We start from the raw sequence: 17,559 nt of genomic DNA, 5'->3' as shown, positions 1-17,559 counted from the left end.
GCGGACAATCGAGCCTTTGAATGTTGGAGCCCGGAATGAAAGCCCGCTGGGATATTTTTTGCAGCGTCGTCGACAACTACGGCGACATCGGCGTGACCTGGCGCCTGGCCCGGCAGTTGGTGGTTGAGCATGCGTGCGAAGTGCGCTTATGGGTCGACGACCTGCGCGCCTTCGAACGCATGTGCCCCGAAATCGAGGTGCAGCGCGATCAGCAATGGCAGGAAGGCGTTGAAGTGCGTCACTGGTCGGCCGACTGGCCGCAGACGCCACCCGCCGACGTTGTGATCGCCGCCTTCGCTTGCCAGTTGCCGCCCGATTATATGGAGGCCATGGCCGCGCGCGAACGCACGCCGTTGTGGATGAACCTGGATTACCTCAGCGCCGAAGACTGGGTGGTGGGTTGCCACCGTCTGCCGTCGGTGAAGTTCAAGGGCGTGCAAAAGTACTTCTTCTTTCCGGGGTTTCGTCCGGGCACGGGCGGGCTTTTGCGTGAAGGCGGGCTGTTGGAGCAGCGTCAGGCATTTCAGCATGACGGCGCAGCGCGACAACAATTCCTGCAGTCGATAGGCGTCGTTCCGGCAGCCGGTGCGCGGCTGATGTCGTTGTTTGCCTATGAAAATGCCGGGCTCGCCAGCTGGCTGGACGTGTTGGCGACGGATGGGCATGCCACTCATCTGTTGGTGCCGGAAGGCCGCATCCTCGGCGACGTGCAGCGCTGGCTCGGTGTCGAGGCGCTGGCGGTGGGCGATGTGCATCAACGCGAGGCGCTGACCGTGCAGGTGCTGCCGTTCGTGCGCCAGGAACAATATGACCGCCTGCTGTGGTGCTGCGACTTCAACGCCGTGCGCGGCGAAGACTCGTTCGTGCGTGCCCAATGGGCGGGGCGGCCGTTGCTGTGGCACATCTACCGCCAGGACGAAGACATCCACCTGGACAAGCTCGACGCCTTTCTGGCGCTGTACACCGCCGCGTTGTCGCCCGCCGCCAAGGTCGCTGTGGTGACCCTGTGGCAAGCCTGGAACGCTGATGGCGATATGGCACAAGCGTGGAAAATGCTCATGGAACACTGGCCGGAGGTACACCTGCACGCGCAAACCTGGTGTCTGGAACAAGGCTTGCAGGCCGATCTTGCGACGGCGCTGGTACAGTTTTATGAAAGTTGGATATGATACGCCACCTTGAATTTTGTAAATCCCATCCAAATTTCGGATATATGCAATGAAAACTGGTAAAGAACTGAAACCCGGTACAGTGATCCGTCTCGAAAACGACCCTTGGCTGGTTCAGAAAGCTGAGTTCACCAAGTCTGGTCGTAACAGCGCAATCATGAAGACCAAGCTGAAGAACCTGCTGACCGGTTACAAGACCGAGATCGTCTACAGCGCCGATGACAAACTGGACGACGTGATCCTCGACCGCAAAGAAGCGACCCTGTCCTTCATCAGCGGCGACACCTACACGTTCATGGACACCACCGACTACACCATGTACGAGCTGAACGCTGAAGATATCGAAGCCGTTCTGCCGTTCGTGGAAGAAGGCATGGAAGACGTCTGCGAAGCGATCTTCTTCGAAGACCGTCTGGTTTCCGTAGAGCTGCCGACCACCATCGTGCGTAAAGTTGCCTACACCGAAGGTTCCGCTCGCGGCGACACTTCGGGCAAGGTGATGAAGCCTGCCAAACTGGCTAACGGTACCGAGCTGCAGGTTGCTGATTTCATCGAAATCGACGACATGATCGAGATCGACACCCGTGAAGGTGGTTCGTACAAAGGTCGCGCCAAGAAGTAATTCTGGCCAAACCGTACGACAAAAAAAGCCCGACCTGGTGTCGGGCTTTTTTGTGCGCGCTTGTAAATCAGACCGTCACGTGCAGGCGCACATCGACGTTGCCACGGGTGGCGTTGGAGTACGGGCAGACCTGGTGCGCGGCGTCGACCAGGCTTTGCGCCTCGTCTTGTGCCAGGCCCGGCAGGCTGATGTGCAGGTCGATGTCCAGGCCGAAACCGCCGGGGATTTGGCCGATGCCGACGTGGGCGGTGATCGAGGCGTCATCCGGGATTTTGCGTTTTGTCTGGCTGGCGACGAATTTCAGCGCGCCGATAAAGCAGGCCGAATAGCCGGCGGCGAACAGTTGCTCGGGGTTGGTGGCCTGGCCGCCAGCGCCGCCCAATTCTTTTGGGGTGGAGAGTTTGACGTCGAGGATGTTGTCGCTGGAAACAGCGCGACCATCACGGCCGCCGGTGGCGGTGGCTACTGCGGTATAGAGCGTTTGCATGGTGTCGTCCTCTTGTGGTTTAGCGCTAAATGTTTGCGCGCTAAGTAGTTGGTGAGGCGAATATATAGCGCTAATATTTAGCGCGCAAGATAAATATAAAAAATGTTTTGTTGAGTACAAAGATCCCAAAATGTGGGAGCGGGCTTGCCCGCGATGGCGGTGAATCAGTTAGCACATCTGGCGACTGACACAACGCTATCGCGGGCAAGCCCGCTCCCACATTCAGATTTTTAGTGTTTGGAAAATCGCGTCAGACAGCACCCTGCAAATTACTACGCAACGCAATCAGATCCGCCTGCAGCTTGCGCAACTGCTCAAGCTGCATACCGCTCGCCCCCAGAATGCACTGCGGAATCCCCATCGCCTTTTCCTGCAAGGCACGTCCCGCTTCGGTCAGTTCCACCACCACCACCCGCTCATCTTCACGCTTGCGGGTGCGGCTGAGCAGGCCTTCGGCTTCCAGGCGTTTGAGCAATGGCGTGAGGGAGCCCGGGTCGGTGAGCAAGCGGTGGCTGATTTCGCCGACGGTCAAGCCATCCTCTTCCCACAGCACCATCATGGCCAAGTACTGCGGGTAGGTCAGGCCGAGGGCTTGTAGCAGCGGCTTGTAGACTTTGGTCATCAGCAACGAGGTGGAGTGCAGGGCGAAACACAGCTGGTTGTCCAGCATCAGGTTTTCGCACGGGTTGGGATTTTTACTCATGGTGCTGCCTTAAAAAGCGTGTATGCCCAGGAATCTAGCGGGCAAACCTTTAATGCGCCAGATAATTCTGGCGCAGCGGTCAGACCAGGCCGCTTTGCAGCGCCAGATCCCATGGCGGCACAGGGCTGAAACGCGATTTGAGGTATTCCAACAGCAAACGGCTGCGCGCATTCGGTTGCTGTTCCAGGCGCAACGCGTAGATGCCAGCGGTTTCCGGGCTGGGCAGGCCGTTTTCGCAAAACAGCGGCAGCAACTCGCCGCGCACCAGGTATTCGCTGGCCAGCCACGTGGGCAGGTGGGCGATACCCAGCCCGGCAAGGGCGCCAGACAGTAGGGCTTCGGCGTTGTTGGCGCTCATGCGGATACGCCGCGGTCGGTAGAGGGTGCGGCGCCCATCCAGTTCGAAGCGCCACGCGAACATCGGCGCCAGGCCGTCCCAGTCCAGGCCATCGTGCTCGCTCAGCTCGCGTGGGTGGCTGGGCGTGCCATGGCTTTTGAGGTATGCCGGGCTGGCACAGGCGATGCGCACAATGCTCGCCAGGGGCGTGGCCACCAGGCGAGTGTCAACGATATGCCCGGCGCGCAGCACCAAATCGACTTTGCCCAGGTGCGCGCCCTGCATATCGACAAAGCTGTCGATCAAGTGCAGGTGCACATCGAGCCCAGGGTACACATTCAAAAAGTCGGCAATTACCGGCGCCAAGTGCCGTCGACCAAAGGCGGCCGGGGCGTCCACCCGGATCAAGCCTTCCGGCGCATGGCTCAAGGACACGGCTTCGGCACGGGCCAGCTGCAATTCGCTGACGATCCGCCGCGCCCGCTCGGCGAAGGCCAGGCCGGCCGGCGTGGGCAGCACCGCGTGGGTGCTGCGCTGGAACAGGCGGCTGCCCACCGAGCTTTCCAGGCTGTCGATGCGGCGCGCCACCGCCGAGGGTGTCAGCGGATGGCGGCGTGCGGCGGCGGAAAAACTGCCGGTCTCCAATACGTCCAGAAACAGGCTCAGTTGATCAGTCAGGGCATTGGGGTTCATGGGTGTACGCTTATGCGAGATTGGCATAGCCATTGTGCGTTGCTGTGCGTTTCCACGCTAGAGCCGACTGCGTAGCATGCAAGGCTTGGGTTTGTGGAGTGGCGAGCGTGGTGGATTTGGTAATGTATCTGGTACTGGGCGCAGCGCTCGGTACGGTCGGCGGCTTGTTCGGCATTGGTGGCGGGTTGATCGCAATCCCGGTGCTGGGGGTGCTGTTTGGCCTGGATCAACAGATTGCCCAAGGCACGGCCTTGGTGATGGTCGTGCCCAACGTGATGCTGGCCTTGTGGCGTTACCACCAACGCAACCGGATTGAATTGCGTCACGCGCTGCCGCTGGGGGTCATGGGCTTCAGCTTTGCCTGGCTGGGTTCGATCTGGGCGGTGGGCCTGGACGCCGGGGCCATGCGCATCGGCTTCATCGCGTTCTTGCTGACGCTGGCGGCGTACAACCTGCTGCGCCTGTTCACCCGCAACGCACCGCCGTCTGCGCAAATGCGTTATTCCTGGCCATGGCTTGGCGTGCTGGGTGCTGCGTCCGGTTCCATGGGCGGCTTGTTCGGCGTGGGCGGCGCGGTGGTTGCCACGCCGGTACTGACCAGCCTGTTCGGCACCACCCAAGTGGTTGCGCAAGGCTTGTCGCTGGCCCTGGCATTGCCCAGCACCAGTGTGACGCTGGTCACCTACGCCTGGCACCATGAGGTGGACTGGATGATCGGCGTGCCGCTGGCGGTGGGTGGCCTGCTGAGCATCAGTTGGGGCGTGAAAGTCGCCCATGCGTTGCCGGAGCGTGTGTTGCGCGGGCTGTTCTGCGCTTTCCTGGCGGTGTGCGCGGTGATGTTGACCTTTAAAGTCTGAAGCCTTCGACGATGTATTGCGCCAGGCATTCGGTGATCGGCGAGGTCATTGCCGGGTTGCGTAACAAGTGCAGGTTCATCGAGGGCAGTGGCGGGAAGCCGTCGTCGCTGCTCAGGATTCGCAAGTCGTCGGTCACCAGGCTTTCCATGCACACCATCACTGCCAGGCCAGCGTTAACCACCGCCTGGATCGCCGCCACATTAGAGCTGTGGTAGGCCATGCGATAATCACGCCCGGCCGCATCCAGCGCTGCACGGGTCCACTGGTAGTAAAGGCAGTCAGTACCGGAACCGGCCAGGGGCAATGCATCGTGCTCGTCCACGCAGAAGCAGGGCGCGGCCGCCCACACCATGCGCTCGGTGCGCAACAACTCGCCGATTTCCTTGCCGGGTTCACGGCTGATGACGGTCAGCGCCAAGTCTCTGCGCTGCATCAACACCGATGACGACTCACAGTGCATCTCGATCTGGATCAGCGGGTAGGCCTTGGAAAACTGTTTGAGAATGCCCGGCAGAAAGCGCATCACGTAGTCATCCGGCGTGCCGATGCGCACCAATCCCACCATATGTGGCTCGCGCAAGGTGTTGAACACTTCACTGTGCAGTTTCAGGATGCGCCGTGCATAACCCAGTAATACCTCGCCTTCCGGCGTGAGCCTTACTTGGCGGCCATCGCGCTCGAACAACTTGCGTTGCAGCACGTCTTCTTCCAGCCGCTTCATCTGCATGCTCACCGCCGATTGCGTGCGGTTGACCAACTCGCCGGCGCGGGTAAAACCGCCCTGGTCGGCGATGGCGACGAAGGTGCGCAGTACGTCGGTGTCAATGCTTGGGTAGCTGGACAATTGATCAATCTCAGAGATGTATTGCATAAGAAACATTCGTTGGATTGATCATAAGGCCAGGCACACACTTGCGCCATCCCCACTGGAGGGCGAGAAGATGAAAGGTCAGAAAGGTTTTGTGTTGCTGGGCAAGCGCCCGTTTTCCGTGCTGCTTCGCAGCATTGCCCGCTGGCAGGCGCTGCATGAGGAGCGCCATGCCCTGGCAAGCTTGAGCGATGAAGCGCTTAAGGATATTGGGCTTAACCGCAGCGATGTCGAGCAGGAGCGTCATCTGCATTTCTGGCAAGACCCGCTGCGAAAATAAGCCAGGATGCAGTAGGGTGGTCGGCGAGCTCACACGGAGAGACCCATGCCCGTCGACCTGTCGTTTTCCCTCAAGCAAGCACGCCGCATGGCGCTGGTGGCCCAGGGATTTTCCGGGCGCCAAGCGCCAGCATTGATCAAGGCTGCGCACCTCAACCGTTTGATTGAGCGGTTGGGGGTATTGCAGATCGATTCGGTCAACGCCGTGGTGCGTTCGCATTACCTGCCGCTGTTTTCGCGCTTGGGCCATTACTCCCCGTTGATCCTTGAACACGTTGCCTGGAGCCAGGGCCGGCGCCGCTCGTTGTTTGAGTATTGGGGCCATGAGGCCTCCTTGCTGCCCATGGCGCTGTACCCGTTGATGCGCTGGCGCATGGAGCGGGCAAAGTTAGGGCAGGGCATCTATTCGCAGATGGCGCGCTTTGGGCGTGAGCAGCAGGCCACCATTCAGCGCGTGCTGCACACCGTCGAGCAGCAAGGCGCATTGGGCGCGGGCAGCTTGTCGACCCGCGAGGAGCGTGCCGGCCCCTGGTGGGATTGGAGTGAGGAAAAACACGCACTGGAATGGCTGTTCGCCGCCGGTTTGGTCACCGTCGCGGGCCGGCGCGGTTTTGAGCGGCTCTATGATTTGCCGGAACGGGTCATTCCCGCCGACATTCTTCAAGCGTCTGTGAGCGAAGCCGAAGCTCAGCGCGGTTTGCTGCTGCACAGCGCGACTGCATTGGGCGTCGCCACCGAAAAAGACCTGCGCGACTATTTCCGCCTGGACCCCGCCGACAGCCGTGGCCGCCTGGCCGAGTTGGTCGAGGATGGGCAGTTGCAGGTGTGCCAGGTGCAGGGCTGGAAGCAGGCGGCTTACTGCCTGCCTGAACCCAAAGTGCCACGCAAAGTGCCCGCAAGCGCCTTGCTCTCGCCGTTCGATTCATTGATCTGGGAGCGCAGCCGCACCGAGCGTCTGTTCGATTTTCGTTACCGGCTGGAGATCTACACCCCGCAACACAAACGGGTGTATGGCTACTACGTGCTGCCGTTTTTGCACAATGAGCGGATTGCCGCGCGGGTTGACCTGCGCGCCGAACGCGCCAATGGGCGCCTGGCAGTGCACGCGGTGCACGAGGAAGAACCGGGGCTGGATGAGGAAGGGATGCAGGCGTTGGCCCTGAATCTGCGGCAGATGGCGGGCTGGCTTGGGTTGGAGCAGGTGCAGCTCAACTGCCAGCGGCCGAGTGCGGCGCGGCTTCGGGTGGCGATGCTCAGCTTGGGTGTTGAACTTTAGGACGCCATCGCGGGCAAGCCCGCCTCCCACATAAAAATTGCATTCCCCTGTTGGAATGCATTCCCCTGTGGGAGCGGGCTTGCCCGCGATGGCGTCGGCCCAGGCAACCCAAACCTCAGCGTTTGACTTGCTTCAACGTCTCGGCAATCAGAAACGCCAATTCCAGCGACTGATCGGCATTCATCCGTGGGTCGCAATGCGTGTGATAACGGTCAGACAAGCCATCTTCGGTAATCGGCCGCGCGCCGCCAATGCATTCGGTGACGTTCTGCCCGGTCATCTCGATATGGATCCCGCCGGCATAGCTGCCCTCGGCCTGGTGGACCTGGAAGAACTCCTTCACCTCGCCAAGAATCTGCGCAAAGTCGCGGGTCTTGTAGCCGCTGCTGGCCTTGATGGTGTTGCCGTGCATCGGGTCCGAACTCCACAGCACCTGCTTGCCCTCGCGCTGTACCGCACGAATCAGGTTGGGCAGGTGGTCGCCGACCTTGCCGGCGCCCATGCGCGCAATCAGGTTGAGGCGGCCTGGGTCGTTGTCCGGGTTGAGGATGTCGATCAGGCGGATCAGGTCCTCAGGCTTCATGCTCGGGCCGACCTTGACCCCGATCGGGTTGTTGACCCCGCGCAGGAACTCGACGTGGGCACCGTCCAGCTGACGGGTGCGGTCGCCGATCCAAAGCATATGGGCCGAGCAGTCGTAGTAGTCGTTGGTCAGGCTGTCGCGGCGCACGAAGGCCTGTTCATAGTTCAGCAGCAGCGCTTCGTGGGCGGTGAAGAAGCTGGTTTCGCGCAATTGCGGCGAGCTGTCCATACCGCAGGCGCGCATGAACGCCAGGGTTTCGTCGATGCGATCGGCCAGTTGGCTGTATTTTTCGGCCAGCGCGGAGTTGGCGATAAAGTCCAGGTTCCACTTGTGCACCTGGTGCAGGTCGGCAAACCCGCCCTGGGCAAACGCGCGCAGCAAATTCAGGGTGGCAGTGGACTGGTGGTAAGACTGCAGCAGTCGGTCCGGGTCTGGCACGCGGCTTTTTTCGTCGAAGCCGATGCCGTTGACGATGTCGCCACGGTAGGCGGGCAGGGTGACGCCGTCGATGGTTTCATCGTTGGCCGAACGCGGCTTGGCAAACTGGCCGGCCATGCGTCCAACCTTGACCACCGGGCAACCGGCGGCGAAGGTCATCACGATCGCCATCTGCAACAGTACTTTGAAGGTGTCGCGGATTTTTGCAGCAGAAAACTCGGCAAAGCTTTCGGCGCAATCACCACCTTGCAACAGGAAGGCGCGGCCCTGGGTCACTTCGGCAAACTGACGGCGCAATTCGCGTGCTTCCCCGGCAAATACCAGTGGCGGGTAGCTGGCCAGGCTTTGCTCCACTTGCAGCAAGTGCGCAGCGTCCGGGTACTGGGGTTGTTGCTGGATCGGCAGGGCGCGCCAGCTGTCGGGGCTCCAGGGTTGGCTCATCATGAACTCGATAGGTTGATTGACGGTCGGGCGCCAATGTTAGCAGCAATTAGTGCGTGACCTGTTGCCGCCGCTTGGCCGACAATCGCGCCTTTGCCGTGCGGTAAACCCTTTAGGAGTAGTGATGAGCGAGGAGCGTGTCGAGCGCCTGCTGGCTGAAGTCCATGATGATTTCGGCATGATTCGTGTGCTCGAAGTGGCTGATTACCGTTTTCTCGAGTTTGGCGATGCCATCGAGCAAAGCTGCGTGTTTACCGCCGACCCGAGCTGGCTCGAGTACGACTACACCCGCGCGATGTTGATTGGCGCGTTGTGCCATGAGCAACCGGAAAGCGCGCTGTTCCTCGGCCTGGGCGCCGGTACGCTGACCCAGGCGTGCCTCAAGTTTCTGCCGCTGGAAGACGTCGAGGCCATCGAGCTGCGCCCGGATGTGCCGCGCCTGGCCATCGAGTACCTGGGGCTGGATGACGACCCGCGCTTGTACATCCGTATTGGTGACGCGTTGCAATTGCTCGATACCGCCGAGTCGGCCGACCTGATTTTCGTCGACTTGTATACGGATGTTGGCCCAGGCGTCGGGCACCTGGCCTGGACCTTTCTGGAAAACTGCCAGAAAAAACTCAACCCGGGTGGCTGGCTGGTGATCAACCAGTGGGCGACCGATGACGGTAAACCATTGGGCGCGGCGTTGTTGCGCGGGTTGTATCACCGGCATTACTGGGAACTGCCGGTGAAGGAGGGCAATGTGATTTTGCTGGTGCCTTCGGAGCTGGATCAGGAACTGGATATGGCAGCGTTGTCGGACCGCGCCGAGGCGTTGGCGCCGCGGTTGGGGTATTCGTTGCAGGCGTTGATCAAGGCGATTCGGCCGGCGACTTAGTTGCCCGTACTGACGCCATCGCGGGCAAGCCCGGCTCCCACAGTTGAATAGCATTTTCCGGTTGAAATGCATTCCACCTGTGGGAGCGGGCTTGCCCGCGATGAGGCCCGCACAGCCTACTCAAATCCCCTTGAACACCCCCGGCCGCTTCTCAACCATCGCCCGCACACCTTCTTTGGCATCTTCACTGTTCAACAGTTTCTCCACCACCACCTGCAACCCGGCCGCCGCCACGGCTTCACCTTCCATGCGTGCCTGGCGCGCCGACATCAACGTCGCCTGCACGCCCAGCGGTGCCTGGCGGGCAATGCGGCTGGCCAGTTCGATGGCGCGCGGCAGCAGGTCTTCACTGGCCATCACTTCCTGCACCAACCCCAGACGCAGCGCCTCATGGGCGTCGAACTCATCGCCGGTCAGCAGCCAGCGCATCGCGTTGCCCCAGCCGGCGATCTGATGAAAGCGCAGGGTCGCGCCGCCAAACGGGAAAATCCCGCGCTGCACTTCCATCTGCGCAAAGCGCGTATTGCTGGCACAGAGGTTGATATCCGCCGCCAGCATCAATTCGATGCCGATGGTCAGGCAGTAACCCTGGGCCGCGACGATCACCGGTTTATTGACGCGGGGGCCGGCAAACACGCCCCACGGATCGCAGCCGCCCAACGGTGGTTGCCAGCCTCCCGACATCACGCCACTGACATTGGCCAGGTCCAGCCCGGCAGTAAAATGTTCGCCGTGGGCGAATACCACGGCCACGCGAGCGTCGTCGTTTCGATCAAATTCGCCATAGGCCAGGCTCAGCTCATTGAGCAGGTCCAGGTCAAAGGCATTGCGCTTGGCCACTCGATCCAGTCCCAACAGCAGGACATGACCCTGTAATTCACGGCTGACGCGACTGCTGCTGGCTTGATTCATCGGGGGTGGCCTCGGGGGCTTGGGTAGGGTTTTAGACCAGTGGGCCTTAATGGGCAGGTGAACCGTTTAAGTGTTGTGACCAACAGGGCCGGGCCTTTGAAAAATAGACCTTGGCGCGGGTATACGCAAAGAAGGTGACGCAGCGCGGTATATCGGCACTTTCGGATAAAAAAAGCTCCCTTTTTCAGCTATTTCCGGTATAGTGCGCGCCGGCCTTTAACCGGGCCGCGTTTAGGTAGCGCAATTCCCCGAAGTCAGCTTCGGCTGCACGTCCGCACAGCGGACTCTCCCTTGACGAATCTTTTTCATTCATTCGTTTTCGCAAATCCCCGCCGACAAAGCAGCCAGGGCGACTCTTGAGTCTCAACACGGCATGCGCAGCTTTGGAGCATGGGTCTTTGCGGATGCACTTAGAGGCAGACCCATGACCCAGGAAACCGGCGGCTTCGCCGCTTTTAATCTTAACCCGAACATTCTCGCTGCCGTCATCGCGACCGGCTACGAAGAACCTTCGGCTATTCAGCAGCAATCGATCCCGATCATCATGGCCGGCCAGGACATGATTGGCCAGGCGCAAACCGGTACCGGTAAAACCGCCGCGTTCGCCCTGCCTATCCTGCACTGCATCGATCCTGCCAAGCGCGAGCCGCAAGCCCTGATCCTGGCGCCAACCCGTGAGTTGGCGCTGCAAGTAGCAACCGCTTTTGAAACCTACGCCAAGCAAATGCCTGGCGTAACCGTTGTGGCCGTTTACGGCGGCGCGCCTATGGGCCCACAACTTAAAGCAATCCGTAACGGCGCACAGATCGTTGTCGCCACGCCGGGCCGTCTGTGCGACCACCTGCGTCGTGACGAGAAAGTGCTGTCGACCGTGAACCACCTGGTTCTGGACGAAGCTGACGAAATGTTGAAGCTGGGTTTCATGGATGACCTGGAAGTCATCTTTAAAGCGCTGCCACCGACCCGTCAGACCGTACTGTTCTCGGCCACCCTGCCACAGTCGATCCGTGCCATTGCCGAACGCCACCTGCGCGATCCGCAACACGTGAAGATCCAGACCAAGACTCAGACCGTTACCGCGATCGAACAGGCTCACCTGTTGGTTCACGCTGACCAGAAGACCTCGGCTGTATTGAGCCTGCTGGAAGTCGAAGACTTCGACGCCCTGATCATGTTCGTGCGCACCAAGCAAGCGACCCTGGACCTGGCCAGTGCCCTGGAAGCCAAAGGCTACAAAGCCGCTGCGCTGAACGGTGACATTGCCCAGAACCAACGTGAGCGCGTGATCGACTCCCTCAAGGATGGCCGTCTGGACATCGTTGTGGCGACCGACGTTGCCGCCCGTGGCCTCGACGTTCCACGTATCACTCACGTGTTCAACGTTGACATGCCTTACGATCCAGAGTCCTACGTTCACCGTATCGGCCGTACCGGCCGTGCGGGTCGCGAAGGTCGTGCACTGCTGCTGGTGACTCCGCGTGAGCGCCGCATGCTGCAAGTGATCGAGCGTGTAACCGGTCAGAAAGTTGCCGAAGTCCGCCTGCCGGATGCCCAGGCCGTTCTCGATGCTCGCATCAAGAAACTGACCAACAGCTTGTCGCCGCTGGTGGCTGACGCTGAATCGACCCACGGCGACCTGCTGGACCGCCTGACTGCCGATATCGGTTGCACCCCACGTGCCCTGGCTGCAGCTCTGCTGCGCAAAGCCACCAACGGTCAGGCCCTGACCCTGGCAGCGATCGAGAAAGAACGCCCACTGGTACCGAACAACGCGCCACGCGGTGATCGTCCAGAGCGTACCGGTGACCGTCCAGACCGTGGTGATCGTGAGCGTCGCGCTCCGGTTCCATTGGCTGAAGGTCGTGCTCGCTGCCGTACCGCGCTGGGCGCGCGTGATGGCATCGCCGCCAAGAACCTGCTGGGCGCTATCCTCAATGAGGGTGGCCTGGCACGTGAAGCCATCGGTCGCATCCAGGTTCGTGACAGCTTCTCCCTGGTGGAGCTGCCGGAAGACGGTCTGGAAAAACTGCTGGCCAAGCTCAAAGACACTCGCGTTGCCGGTAAGCAGCTGAAGCTGCGTCGCTACCGCGAAGATTGATCCGCCTTTGGGCTGATTGATCGCATATAAAAAATCCCCGACTGGTTCGGGGATTTTTTATGCCTGGCATTTCTTTCGGATCAGCACCCGATCAAATGTGGGAGCTGGCTTGCCTGCGATAGCGGTGTATCAGTGGCAAATAGGCTAACTGAACCACCGCTATCGCAGGCAAGCCAGCTCCCACCTTTAGATCTCTGTTAGCCGAAACGGTAGATGTCCATCCCCAGCGCGCCCAAGGTGAACCCCTGATGCGCCACACTGAAATCCCCTCCGGCGCCCCGTGCAAAGTACAACGGCAACAAATGCTCATCGCTGGGATGGCTGCGCACGGCATGCGGCGCCTGGCGGCGGTAGTCGTGCAGGGCCGCTTCATCGTTGGCGGCAAGTTTTTCCACCACCCAATCGCGAAAATCCCGCGCCCACGGCTCGATGCTCTCAGGGCCGGCGCGCCAGTTCAGCTCACCCAGGTTATGGGTGATGCTGCCGGAGCCGATCAACAGCACAGCCTGTTCGCGCAGGCTCGCCAGGGCATGCCCGACTCGGGTTTGCAACGCCGGGCCCATGCGGCTAGGCAAGGAAACCTGCACCACTGGAATATCCGCCGCCGGGTACATCAGTGACAGCGGCACCCAGGTGCCGTGGTCGAAGGGGCGGCGTTCATCGAGTTGCGCGCCGAGGCCATCGGCTTGCAGCAGCCCGACGATTTGCGCGGCCAACTGCGGGTTGCCCGGCGCCGGGTACTGCACGGCAAACAGTTCGGGAGGGAACCCACCGAAGTCGTGCCAGGTTTGCGGGGCGGCGCTGCCAGTGACGAGTAATTGGTCGCTTTCCCAATGCGCCGATACCACCACAATAGCCTTTGGCCGTGGCAGTTCAGCCGCCAAACGGCGCAGCGCCGGGCCACTGGCACCGGGTTGCAGGGCGAGCATGGGCGAACCGTGGGAGATAAACAGGCTGGGGAGCATAAGTCGGGTCCTGAGGGTTAACATAGGCCCATCTTCAATCAGATCATTGATCTAAATCTAATATAAGTTTTAGCGCCTTTTGATCGATTTTTCAGGGTGATTTATGGAGCCTAAGTTTTGGCAAGAGCGCTGGGCGCGCAATCAGATTGGCTTTCACCTGCCTGACGTCAACCCTTACCTGCAACGGCATTGGCCGAAACTGGCATTGCCGGATGCTGGGAAAGTGCTGGTGCCGTTGTGTGGCAAGAGCCTGGATTTGATCTGGCTTGAAAGCCTTGGGTATCGCGTAATGGGCGTCGAACTGTCGGAGCAGGCGGTTGAAGCCTTCTTCAATGAGCAATCGTTGACGCCGCATATCCGCCAGCAGGGTGCGTTCAAGGTGTATGCGTGCGGCTTGATCGAGGTGTGGTGCGGCGACTTCTTCGCCATCGACGCCGATGCGGTGAGCGATTGCACTGCACTCTATGATCGCGCGGCGTTGATCGCTCTGCCGCCGCTGATGCGGGCGCAATATGCTGAGCATCTGAATACGCTTCTGCGCCCTGGTTGCAAGGGGCTGCTGATCACCCTGGACTATGATCAGACGCAGAAGGCTGGGCCGCCATTTGCGGTGGCTGACGAGGAAGTCAGGGTGTTGCTGGGCTTGCGTTGGAGCCTGACTGTACTTGAAGAGCAAGACATCCTGGGCGAGAGCTGGAAGTTTGTGCAGGACGGCGTTACGCGGCTGGAGGAGCGTGTGTATCAACTGACTCTGCGTTGACTATTGCATCGCCATCGCGGGCAAGCCCAGCTCCCACAGTGAATGCGTTCCAATGTGGGAGCCGGGCTTGCCCGCGATGGCGTTATCAGCACCTACAAAAAAGGGGCGATCAAATCGCCCCTTTCTGTGTCGCATCAGCCCCGACGACGCAGCGCGTCGATACGCTCCTCCAGTGGCGGGTGGCTCATGAAGAAGCGGGCAAAGCCTTGCTTGATGCCACCGTTGATGCCAAACGCGGTCAGGCTGTCGGGCATGTGTACCGGCAGGCCCTGTTCGGAGCGCAGGTGTTGCAGCGCTGCGATCATTGCACCGGTGCCGGCCAGGCGGGCGCCGGCTTCGTCTGCGCGGAACTCGCGTTTGCGTGAGAACCACATGGTGATCGCACTGGCCAGGAAGCCCAGCACCACTTCAGCAAAGATGGTCGCCACGAAGTAAGCGATACCACGGCCTTCTTCGTTCTTGAAGATCACCTTGTCGACAAAGTTGCCGATGATCCGTGCGAAGAACATCACGAAGGTGTTCACCACGCCTTGTACCAGCGCCAGGGTGACCATGTCGCCATTGGCTACGTGGCCGATCTCGTGGGCCAGCACGGCCTTCACTTCGTCGTAGGAGAAGCGTTCGAGCATGCCCTGGCTCACCGCAACGAGCGCGTCGTTCTTGTTCCAGCCGGTGGCGAAGGCGTTGGCTTCATAGGCGGGGAAGATCCCGACCTCAGGCATCTTGATGCCGGCCTCGCGGGACAGTTGCTCAACGGTTTGCAGCAACCATTGTTCATGCCGGGTGCGTGGCTGGGTGATGACCTGGGTGCTGGTGCTCATCTTCGCCATCCATTTGGAGATGAACAGCGAAAACAGCGAGCCGGCAAAACCAAAGACCGCACAGAAAACCAGCAGCTGATTGAGGTTCAGATCAACCCCGTTGGCCGCCATGAACCCGTTGAAGCCGAAAAGGCTCAGGGTGATGCTGGCAATCAGCACGACCGCCAGGTTAGTGGCCAAGAACAGCAGGATGCGCATCATGGTTGTAGAGTTCTCCTCATGCTTAATATGTCGCGTACTGCGGGGTATATAAGGTGCGGCCTAAGGTGATTCAACCGAGCGACTATTTCAAACTGTGTCCTACAGCATCAATGTAGAGCCTTGAAGGGAATTTCTGACCTGGAAAGTGACGGGTGATCACCCCGCTCATGGCTTGGCGCCCTGTAATTACAAGGGGTTGACCGGTGCGTGGTGTGCAGCGGCGAGCGAGGAGGGAAGGCAGGGTAGAGAAGTGTTGCCAGATACTCGCTGTACGACCGAATGGCGGTCGTACAGCGACTTTTAGATTACTGGCGATAGGACTTGAGGAAGTTGCCGATGCGACCAATGGCCATGTCCAGGTCATCCACACGCGGCAAGGTCACCACGCGGAAGTGATCCGGCCACGGCCAGTTGAACGCCGTTCCCTGCACCACCAGCAGCTTTTCCGACAGCAGCAGGTCGAGCACGAATTTCTCGTCGTTGAGGATCGGGCAGACTTTCGGGTCGATGCGTGGGAAGGCATACAACGCGCCCATGGGTTTCACGCAGCTGACGCCCGGGATCGCGTTGAGCAGTTCCCAGGTGCGGTTGCGTTGCTCCAATAGACGGCCCTGGGGCAAGACCAGGTCGTTGATGCTCTGGTAGCCGCCGAGAGCGGTTTGGATCGCATGTTGGCTCGGCACGTTGGCGCACAGGCGCATATTGGCGAGCATGTCGATGCCTTCGATGTAGCTCTGGGCATTGTGCTTGGGGCCCGAGATGGCGATCCAGCCGGAGCGGAAACCCGCCACCCGGTAGGACTTGGACAGGCCATTGAAGGTCAGGCACAGCAGGTCCGGTGCCAGGGAGCCGGTGCAGATGTGCACGGCGTCGTCGTAGAGAATCTTGTCGTAGATCTCGTCGGAGAACACCACCAGGTTGTGCTGGCGCGCCAGTTCGAGCATGCCCAGCAACACTTCTTTGGAATACACGGCGCCGGTGGGGTTGTTCGGGTTGATGATCACCAGGGCCTTGGTGTTCGGGGTGATCTTGGCCTTGATGTCGGCCAGGTCCGGGAACCAGTCCGCGCCTTCATCGCACAGGTAGTGCACCGGGTGGCCGCCGGCGAGGGTCACGGCAGCGGTCCACAGCGGGTAGTCGGGCGCCGGCACCAGCACTTCATCGCCATTGTTGAGCAAGGCCTGCATGGACATCACGATCAGCTCGGACACGCCATTACCCAGGTAGATGTCTTCGATGCCGACACCTTCGACCTGCTTTTGTTGGTAGTACTGCATCACGGCTTTACGCGCGCTGAACAGGCCCTTGGAGTCGCTGTAGCCCTGGGCTGTCGGCAGGTTGCGGATCACGTCCTGGAGGATTTCGTCCGGCGCTTCGAAACCAAAAGGCGCCGGGTTGCCAATGTTCAGCTTGAGGATGCGATGGCCTTCCTCTTCCAGGCGTTTGGCGTGCTTGAGCACTGGGCCGCGAATGTCGTAGCAGACGTTGGCGAGCTTGTTCGATTTGCTGACCTGCATGGCGATGTGATCCTGAAAATGAACGATCCAGACGGCGTGGACACTACCGTACTGCGAAACCTGCGGGGCTCGCACCCATAAATACGTTTGAATGCCGGTAGCGCGGGTGCCAGACTGGCGTTTTGAAGAGGCGCAATCATACGTGCCGCCTGATCCATGGAAAAGACACAGATCAGGGTTTTTCAGTTGCCGAGGTGTATCGATGGATAAGTTGCAGAAAACCGTTGAAGAATGGAAGGCGATGCTCGATCCGGAGCAGTACAACGTGTGCCGTCTCAAAGGCACCGAGCGACCTTTCAGCGGCAAATACAATGCCACCAAGACTGATGGCGTGTACCACTGCATTTGCTGCAATGAGCCGCTGTTCGATTCCACCACCAAGTTTGATTCCGGCTGCGGCTGGCCGAGTTTCTACGCGCCGATTGCCGACAGCGCGATGATCGAGATCCGTGACATCAGCCACGGCATGATCCGCACCGAAGTCACCTGTGCCAAGTGCGACGCGCACCTGGGGCATGTGTTCCCGGACGGTCCGCCGCCCACCGGCCTGCGTTACTGCATCAACTCGGTGTGCCTGGACCTCGTTCCACGCTGACTGATCGTTCCCACGCTCCGCGTGGGAACGCCTCCTGTGACGCTCCGCGTCACGACT

General features: G+C 60.3%; 18 protein-coding genes. 9 read left to right on the top strand and 9 right to left on the bottom strand.

What is annotated here, in order from left to right:
- Positions 1–35 precede the first annotated feature (35 nt).
- Positions 36–1,169, top strand: coding sequence for an elongation factor P maturation arginine rhamnosyltransferase EarP (gene earP / locus GIW28_RS15715; RefSeq protein WP_138452415.1), 1,134 nt, complete (start codon positions 36–38; stop codon positions 1,167–1,169).
- Positions 1,170–1,218: 49 nt separating this feature from the next.
- The gene (locus GIW28_RS15710; RefSeq protein ID WP_017136152.1) at positions 1,219–1,791 is read left to right on the top strand and encodes an elongation factor P; all 573 of its coding nucleotides are present in this window, start codon (positions 1,219–1,221) and stop codon (positions 1,789–1,791) included.
- A gap of 67 nt (positions 1,792–1,858) precedes the next feature.
- Here GIW28_RS15710 and GIW28_RS15705 read toward each other — a convergent pair whose 3' ends face one another.
- The 3 genes from GIW28_RS15705 to GIW28_RS15695 all read right to left on the bottom strand — a co-directional run bounded on the left by GIW28_RS15705 (position 1,859) and on the right by GIW28_RS15695 (position 4,011).
- Positions 1,859–2,278, bottom strand: a complete 420-nt coding sequence (locus tag GIW28_RS15705; protein ID WP_056857183.1) for an organic hydroperoxide resistance protein — start codon at positions 2,276–2,278, stop codon at positions 1,859–1,861.
- A 250-nt stretch (positions 2,279–2,528) separates the two neighbouring features.
- Positions 2,529–2,981 (bottom strand): MarR family winged helix-turn-helix transcriptional regulator, encoded by a 453-nt coding sequence (locus GIW28_RS15700; RefSeq protein WP_017136154.1) that lies wholly within the window; start codon positions 2,979–2,981, stop codon positions 2,529–2,531.
- 79 nt (positions 2,982–3,060) lie between these two features.
- On the bottom strand, positions 3,061–4,011 hold the full coding sequence (locus tag GIW28_RS15695) for a LysR family transcriptional regulator (RefSeq protein ID WP_236447942.1): 951 nt from the start codon (positions 4,009–4,011) through the stop codon (positions 3,061–3,063).
- Positions 4,012–4,118: 107 nt separating this feature from the next.
- On the opposite strand from GIW28_RS15695, the gene GIW28_RS15690 reads away from it, so the two are divergent.
- Entirely contained in the window at positions 4,119–4,868 is a 750-nt protein-coding gene (locus GIW28_RS15690; protein WP_236447943.1) for a sulfite exporter TauE/SafE family protein, read from the top strand.
- Here GIW28_RS15690 and GIW28_RS15685 read toward each other — a convergent pair.
- Positions 4,858–5,739 carry a LysR family transcriptional regulator gene (locus GIW28_RS15685; RefSeq protein ID WP_032865497.1) on the bottom strand — a complete coding sequence of 294 codons (882 nt, stop codon included), beginning with the start codon at positions 5,737–5,739 and terminating at the stop codon, positions 4,858–4,860. The genes GIW28_RS15690 and GIW28_RS15685 overlap by 11 nt on opposite strands.
- Before the next feature lie 70 nt (positions 5,740–5,809).
- Here GIW28_RS15685 and GIW28_RS15680 point away from each other — a divergent pair, with 70 nt between their 5' ends.
- Together GIW28_RS15680 and GIW28_RS15675 are read left to right on the top strand one after the other, a co-directional pair.
- Positions 5,810–6,016 carry a DUF1127 domain-containing protein gene (locus GIW28_RS15680; protein WP_026013616.1) on the top strand — a complete coding sequence of 69 codons (207 nt, stop codon included), beginning with the start codon at positions 5,810–5,812 and terminating at the stop codon, positions 6,014–6,016.
- A gap of 45 nt (positions 6,017–6,061) precedes the next feature.
- Entirely contained in the window at positions 6,062–7,291 is a 1,230-nt protein-coding gene (locus tag GIW28_RS15675; protein ID WP_236458934.1) for a winged helix-turn-helix domain-containing protein, read from the top strand.
- A 115-nt stretch (positions 7,292–7,406) separates the two neighbouring features.
- On the opposite strand, the gene GIW28_RS15670 is transcribed toward GIW28_RS15675, so the two are convergent.
- The gene (locus GIW28_RS15670; RefSeq protein ID WP_017136160.1) at positions 7,407–8,753 is read right to left on the bottom strand and encodes a class II 3-deoxy-7-phosphoheptulonate synthase; all 1,347 of its coding nucleotides are present in this window, start codon (positions 8,751–8,753) and stop codon (positions 7,407–7,409) included.
- 124 nt (positions 8,754–8,877) lie between these two features.
- On the opposite strand from GIW28_RS15670, the gene GIW28_RS15665 reads away from it, so the two are divergent.
- Positions 8,878–9,633 (top strand): spermidine synthase, encoded by a 756-nt coding sequence (locus GIW28_RS15665; protein ID WP_017136161.1) that lies wholly within the window; start codon positions 8,878–8,880, stop codon positions 9,631–9,633.
- Between the two features lie 120 nt (positions 9,634–9,753).
- Here the strand turns inward: GIW28_RS15665 and GIW28_RS15660 are convergent, their stop codons facing one another.
- A complete protein-coding gene (locus tag GIW28_RS15660) occupies positions 9,754–10,545 on the bottom strand; it encodes a crotonase/enoyl-CoA hydratase family protein (protein ID WP_017136162.1) in 792 nt (263 codons plus the stop codon).
- A 424-nt stretch (positions 10,546–10,969) separates the two neighbouring features.
- Here GIW28_RS15660 and GIW28_RS15655 point away from each other — a divergent pair, with 424 nt between their 5' ends.
- A complete protein-coding gene (locus GIW28_RS15655) occupies positions 10,970–12,643 on the top strand; it encodes a DEAD/DEAH box helicase (RefSeq protein ID WP_017136163.1) in 1,674 nt (557 codons plus the stop codon).
- 197 nt (positions 12,644–12,840) lie between these two features.
- On the opposite strand, the gene GIW28_RS15650 is transcribed toward GIW28_RS15655, so the two are convergent.
- Positions 12,841–13,608, bottom strand: a complete 768-nt coding sequence (locus tag GIW28_RS15650; RefSeq protein WP_236447152.1) for a DODA-type extradiol aromatic ring-opening family dioxygenase — start codon at positions 13,606–13,608, stop codon at positions 12,841–12,843.
- A gap of 103 nt (positions 13,609–13,711) precedes the next feature.
- Between GIW28_RS15650 and GIW28_RS15645 the strand changes: the two genes are divergently transcribed.
- Positions 13,712–14,368 (top strand): thiopurine S-methyltransferase, encoded by a 657-nt coding sequence (locus GIW28_RS15645; RefSeq protein ID WP_236447151.1) that lies wholly within the window; start codon positions 13,712–13,714, stop codon positions 14,366–14,368.
- A gap of 134 nt (positions 14,369–14,502) precedes the next feature.
- On the opposite strand, the gene htpX is transcribed toward GIW28_RS15645, so the two are convergent.
- Both htpX and GIW28_RS15635 read right to left on the bottom strand, forming a co-directional pair.
- Entirely contained in the window at positions 14,503–15,390 is an 888-nt protein-coding gene (htpX, locus tag GIW28_RS15640; protein ID WP_017136167.1) for a protease HtpX, read from the bottom strand.
- Positions 15,391–15,695: 305 nt separating this feature from the next.
- Positions 15,696–16,907, bottom strand: coding sequence for a pyridoxal phosphate-dependent aminotransferase (locus GIW28_RS15635; protein WP_017136168.1), 1,212 nt, complete (start codon positions 16,905–16,907; stop codon positions 15,696–15,698).
- Positions 16,908–17,109: 202 nt separating this feature from the next.
- Between GIW28_RS15635 and msrB the strand changes: the two genes are divergently transcribed.
- On the top strand, positions 17,110–17,502 hold the full coding sequence (gene msrB, locus GIW28_RS15630) for a peptide-methionine (R)-S-oxide reductase MsrB (protein WP_017136169.1): 393 nt from the start codon (positions 17,110–17,112) through the stop codon (positions 17,500–17,502).
- Positions 17,503–17,559 lie beyond the last annotated feature (57 nt).

This window comes from Pseudomonas sp. PA-5-4B (genome assembly GCF_021606215.1).
Classification (GTDB): domain Bacteria; phylum Pseudomonadota; class Gammaproteobacteria; order Pseudomonadales; family Pseudomonadaceae; genus Aquipseudomonas; species Aquipseudomonas edaphica.
Note: the sequence above shows the minus strand (reverse complement) of the source record. Positions and strands in the feature narration are given on the sequence as shown.